Origin of the sequence: uncultured Cellulomonas sp. (assembly GCF_963527515.1) — a bacterium.
In the GTDB taxonomy this organism is placed as follows: domain Bacteria; phylum Actinomycetota; class Actinomycetes; order Actinomycetales; family Cellulomonadaceae; genus Cellulomonas.
On sequence record NZ_CAURTV010000160.1, the window covers coordinates 1 to 5,515 of the forward strand.

The window sequence follows — 5,515 nt, forward strand, 5'->3', positions numbered from 1 at the left end:
GGCCAGCAGGAGGCACGCGGCGAGGGCCAGCCCGGCCGGCGGCCAGAACGCACCCATGGCGAGGACGGTGCCCACGCCGAGCACCGCGGCGACACCCGCCGGCAGCAGCCCGCGCACGACGACGTCGCCCACGGTGTCGACGTCCGCACCCACCCGCGCCAGCAGGTCCCCGCGGCGCACGCGCAGCAGCGTCTCCGGGCGCGCGACCTCCAGCCGCTCGTAGAGCGACGTCCGCAGCTGGGTCATGCCGCGCAGGGCGACGTCGTGCGAGACCAGCCGCTCGAGGTAGCGCAGCACGCCCCGGCCGATGCCGAACGCCCGCACCGCCACCGTCGCCACCGACAGCTGGAGCACGGGCGGCATCTGCGAGGCGCGCGCGATGAGCCACGCGGACACGGCCGCGAGCGCGACGCCGCAGCCGAGCGCGAGCGTGCCGAGCAGCAGCGCGAGCGCGAGGCGCCGGGGGTCGATGTCCAGGAGCCGGACCGCGCGCCGCAGCGTCCCGCGGCTCATGCCGGGACCTCCGCGGCGGCTCGCACGCGGACCACGGCGTCGGCCGCGGCAACCAGCGAGGGACGGTGCGCCACGAGCAGCACGGTCCGGCCGGCGTCCCGCAGCGCGCGCACGGTGTCGAGGACGACCTGCTCGCCGGCCGCGTCCAGGTGGGCGGTCGGCTCGTCGAGCACCACGAGCGGCGTCTGCGCGAGCAGCGTGCGGGTGAGCGCCACGCGCTGGCGCTGGCCGAGGCTCAGGCCGTCGCCGCCGCGACCCAGCGGGCTCGCCCAGCCCTGCGGGAGCGTTGCGAGCACGTGGTCCAGGCCGGTGAGCGTCGCCGCCGTCGCGCGCGCCGCGGGGTCGCCGCCGACCAGCTCCTCGACGGTCCCTGGCTCGAGCACGGGACGCTGGGGGAGCCAGGACACCTGCGCCCACAGGGACGACGGGTCGACCTGACTGAGGTCCACCCCGTCCACCGACGCGCGGCCTGCGTCCGGCCGGAGCAGCCCGAGGAGCACCTCGAGCGCCGTCGTCTTGCCGACGCCGCTCGGACCCGTGAGGGCCACGACCGTGCCGGGGCGCAGGACCAGGTCGAGGTCGTGCGGCGTGCTGCCCCCCGCGGTCCGCACACCCACACCGTCGAGCCGCAGGGTGGCCGTGCGCAGGTCCGGCGCGGGCACGGTCCCGGCCTGCGGGACAGGCGTCTCGAGGACCTCGAACGCCTGCCCGGCTGCGGCCACCCCGTCCGCGGCGGCGTGGAACTGCACCCCGACCTGCCGCAGCGGCAGGAAGACCTCGGGCGCCAGCACGAGGACCGCGATCCCGGTGACCAGGTCGAGGTCGCCCTCGACCAGCCGCAGCCCGATGCCGACCGCCACGAGCGCCACCGAGAGCGTCGTGAGCAGCTCGAGCACCATGCCGGACAGGAAGGCGATGCGCAGGGTGCCCATCGTCGCCCGGCGATGGGCGTCGCCCAGGCTCCGGACGCGGGCGCCGGGGCCGCGCTCGCGGCCGTGCGCGCGCAGGGTGGGCAGTCCCGCCAGCAGGTCGAGCACCTGCGCCCCGAGCCGCTGCATGCTGGCCAGGCCCTGCTCGGACCGCCCCTGGGTGAGCCGCCCCACCAGCACCATGAACACCGGCACGAGGGGCAGCACGACGACGAGGATCGCGGCCGAGACCCAGTCCAGCCCGAGCACGACCAGCAGCACCCCGGGGGTCACCGTCGCCGCGAGCACCAGCTGAGGCAGGTACCGCACGAAGTACGGCTCGAGGGCGTCGAGCCCGCGCGTGGCCAGCGTCACCACCGCCGGGCCCTCACCGGACGCCAGCCACCGCGGCCCCAGCGCCAGGGCGTGCTCGACCACGCGCTCGCGCAGCTCGGCCACGGTCCGCGTCGCCGCCCGGTGCGCGAAGCGCTCCTGCACCGCGGTGACCAGCGCCCGTGCCACCACGACGGCCGCCAGCCACGCGATCCCCGGGCCGAGGACGTCCAAAGTGGCGCCGTCGGTCACCGCGTCGCCGAGCGCGTGCGCGAGCAGCAGCGCCTGCGCGACCACCAGGGCCGCCGTGAGCACACCCAGGGCGGCGGTCAGCGCCACGTACCCGCGGGCGGCCCGCGCGTGGCGCAGCAGGCGCGGGTCCAGCGGCCTCACCGGTCGACGGACGTCGGCTTGTCCAGGGCGGGGACCTTGTCGAACGTCAGGCCGGTGTGGCCGGGGATCTGGTGGGCGGAGATCCGCTTGCGGAACACCCAGTACGTCCAGCCCTGGTAGAGCAGGACCAGCGGGGTGAGCAAGGCGGCCACCCAGGTCATGACCGTGAGCGTGTAGCTGGTGGACGCGGCGTTGGTGACCGTGAGCGAGTTGGCCGGGTCGAACGCCGGCATGACGTCGGGGTACATCGAGCCGAAGATCAGCACGACGGCGGCGACGATGGCGACCGCCGAGGCGGTGAACGCCAGCCCCTCCCGGCGGCTGCGCGTGGCGACCACCAGGACGACGAGCGCTCCGGCGGCCAGAACCACGGCGGCCCAGGTCCACGGCACCGAGTAGGCGGTCTGCGCCCACACGGCCCACGCCCCGGCGACGACGAGCGTCAGCACGGACGACCGCGCGGCGAACGCCCCGGCGCGCGCGCGCATGTCCCCGTCCGACTTCAGCGCCAGGAACACCGCGCCGTGCGTGAGGAAGATCAGCGCGGTCGTCGCCCCGCCGAGCAGGGCGAACGGGTTGAGCAGCGCCCAGAAGCCACCCACGTACTGGTGGTCGGCGTCGAGCTCGACGCCGCGCACCAGGTTGGCGAACGCCACGCCCCAGAGCACGGCCGGCACCCAGGACCCGACGATGAGCGACCGGTCGGCCAGCGACCGCCACCGGTCGTCGTCGATCTTGCCGCGCCACTCGAACGAGACCACCCGCACGATGAGCGCCAGGAGGATGAGCAGCAGCGGCAGGTAGAAGCCGGAGAACATCGTCGCGTACCACTCGGGGAACGCCGCGAACGTGGCGCCACCCGCGGTGAGCAGCCAGACCTCGTTGCCGTCCCAGACCGGGCCGATCGTGTTGATCATGACGCGACGGTCGCGGTCCTTGGCGGCGCGGTCGCCGCGGGACAGCAGGCCCAGCAGCATGCCGACGCCGAAGTCGAACCCCTCGAGCACGAGGTAGCCGGTCCACAGGACGGCGATGAGGAGGAACCAGACGGTCGTGAGCTCCATGGTCGTCGGCTCCGCTCAGTACGCGAACGACAGGGGACGGTCGGGGGCGCCGTCCGGGTCGTTCTCGGGGTTGTCCGGGCTGGGGTCGCGCTCGGTGTCGGCGACGCCCTCGATCGCGTACCGGTGCATGAGCCGGTACCAGAACACGGCGAGCACGCCGTAGAGCAGGGTGAAGGCGATCAGGCTGGTGAGGATCGTCCCGGCGCTGGTCACGGTCGACACCCCGCGTGCCGTGAGCAGCCAGACGCCGTCGACGCCGCTCGGGTTCGGGTTGGGCGCCACGACCCACGGCTGGCGGCCCATCTCGGTGAAGATCCAGCCGAACGACGACGCCAGGAACGGCGTCACGATCGCGGCGATGCCCAGCCGGCCGAACCAGACGTTGCCGCTCACCCGTCCCTTGCGCGTCAGCCACAGAGCGACCAGGGCCAGTGCCGCCGACCCGGCGCCGAAGCCGATCATCAGCCGGAACGACCAGTAGGTGATGAGCAGGTTGGGCTGGTAGTCGACCGGGTTGCCCTCGTCGTCCGTGAAGCCGAACCGGTCCTCGTACTCCTGCTGCAGGGTCTCGACGCCGGGCAGGGGCTCCGTGAAGCTGCCGGTGGCCATGAAGGACGTGAGGCCGGGGATCTCGATGACGTGGTTGACGCCCTCACAGGAGTTGCTCAGGTCTCCGATCGCCAGGATGGAGAACGGTGCGCCGCCCTCGGTCGTGCGGCACAGGGCCTCGGCCGACGCCATCTTCATCGGCTGCTGGTCGAACATGAGCTTGGCCTGCCAGTCGCCCGAGAGCGCGACACCGACTCCCGAGACGAGCATGACGACCACGCCGAGCACGACCGCGGGCCGGTACACGTCGCGAGCCTTGTCGGCCTGCCCCGCGCGCACCAGACGGACCATCCACCACGCGGCGATGCCTGCGACGAAGGTGCCCGCGGTGAGGAACGCCGCGGCGATCGTGTGGGGGAAGGCGGCGAGCACCGTGGGGTTGGACAGCACGGCGCCGATGTCGACCATCTCGGCGCGGCCGGTGGTCTCGTTGTAGATCGAGCCGACGGGGTGCTGCATCCAGGAGTTGGCGGCCAGGATGAAGAACGCGGAGAGGTTCGTCGCGATCGCGACGGCCCAGATGCACGCCAGGTGGATCCTCTTGGGCAGCTTGTCCCAGCCGAAGATCCAGAGCCCGAGGAACGTGGACTCGACGAAGAACGCGGCGAGCGCCTCCATCGCCAGGGGAGCCCCGAACACGTCGCCGACGAAGCGCGAGTACTCGCTCCAGGCCATGCCGAACTGGAACTCCTGCACGATGCCGGTGGCCACACCGATCGCGAAGTTGATCAGCAGGAGCTTGCCGAAGAACTTGGTCAGGCGCAGCCACCGCTCGTTGCCGGTCCGCACCCAGGCCGTCTGCATGATCGCGACCAGGGGCGCGAGACCGATCGTCAGCGGGACGAAGATGAAGTGGTAGACGGTCGTGATGCCGAACTGCCATCGAGCGACGTCGAGCGTGTCCACGAGCCCCTCCGGGGGTGCGAGCGTGTACGGGGGGTCGGGCCCGCGACCGTGCCTGATGTGCGGACCTGGGGAAACGCTAGGACCAGCACCGGTGTGGCTCTGGGACCAAGGTCCCGGAAGACGTCAGGCCGTCAGAAAGAGCCGGCGGGCGCGTCGGGCACCGCGGAGCACGCCGAGCGGGGGCCCCTGTGCGATACTGACGGCGGTCCACGGGGCGACCACACCGTCCCCGGACCCTTGAGCTCGCAGCACCAGCATGTCGTGCGCGCCAGCCGCCGCTCTGCCGCCCGCTGGTCCCCGATCGGGACCGACGGCTCCGGCCTCGCAGGCGATGGCGCCGACGTGGTGCAGCAGCCACGACCGCCGACTTTCCGTCGCCGCGCAGCACGCGTGCGACGACCGACCGACCGAGTGCCGCCGCAGTGTGGGTGGCGATGCCCGGTAACCAGGAGCACTTCGCGTGACCGACGACAACACCCCCACCACAGACGCGACGACCGCCGGGGGTGAGGCACCGCCCGCACCTCCGCGCCGCCGCCGTGCCACCCGTGTGACGGCCGCCCCCGGCGCCGACACGGGCGCTGCTGCAGTCGCCCCGGCCCCGGCAGCCGCCGTGGAGCCCGCGCCGCCCGTCGAGGTCCCAGCTCCCGAGGCCTCCGCACCCGAGGCGTCCGCGCCTGAGGTGCCTGCATCGGCGGCCACCGCACCCGCGTCCTCCGCGCCGAGCGCCGACGACGCTCCGGCCAAGAAGAAGTCGCGTCGCGTGACGCGCACGGTGGTCCCCGTGGC

3 protein-coding genes and 1 pseudogene are annotated in these 5,515 nt (G+C 73.4%); all 4 read right to left on the bottom strand.

Going from position 1 to position 5,515, the window contains the following annotated elements:
* Positions 1 to 513, bottom strand: a pseudogene (locus tag RYN42_RS19490) (thiol reductant ABC exporter subunit CydC); the annotation flags it as partial.
* Positions 510 to 2,147, bottom strand: a complete 1,638-nt coding sequence (cydD, locus tag RYN42_RS19495; protein WP_315099066.1) for a thiol reductant ABC exporter subunit CydD — start codon at positions 2,145 to 2,147, stop codon at positions 510 to 512. The pseudogene RYN42_RS19490 and the gene cydD, both read right to left, overlap by 4 nt.
* Entirely contained in the window at positions 2,144 to 3,211 is a 1,068-nt protein-coding gene (gene cydB / locus RYN42_RS19500) for a cytochrome d ubiquinol oxidase subunit II (protein WP_315099069.1), read from the bottom strand. The genes cydD and cydB overlap by 4 nt, the downstream gene beginning before the upstream one ends.
* 15 nt (positions 3,212 to 3,226) lie before the next feature.
* The gene (locus tag RYN42_RS19505; RefSeq protein ID WP_315099071.1) at positions 3,227 to 4,726 is read right to left on the bottom strand and encodes a cytochrome ubiquinol oxidase subunit I; all 1,500 of its coding nucleotides are present in this window, start codon (positions 4,724 to 4,726) and stop codon (positions 3,227 to 3,229) included.
* Between the last annotated feature and the right edge of the window lie 789 nt (positions 4,727 to 5,515).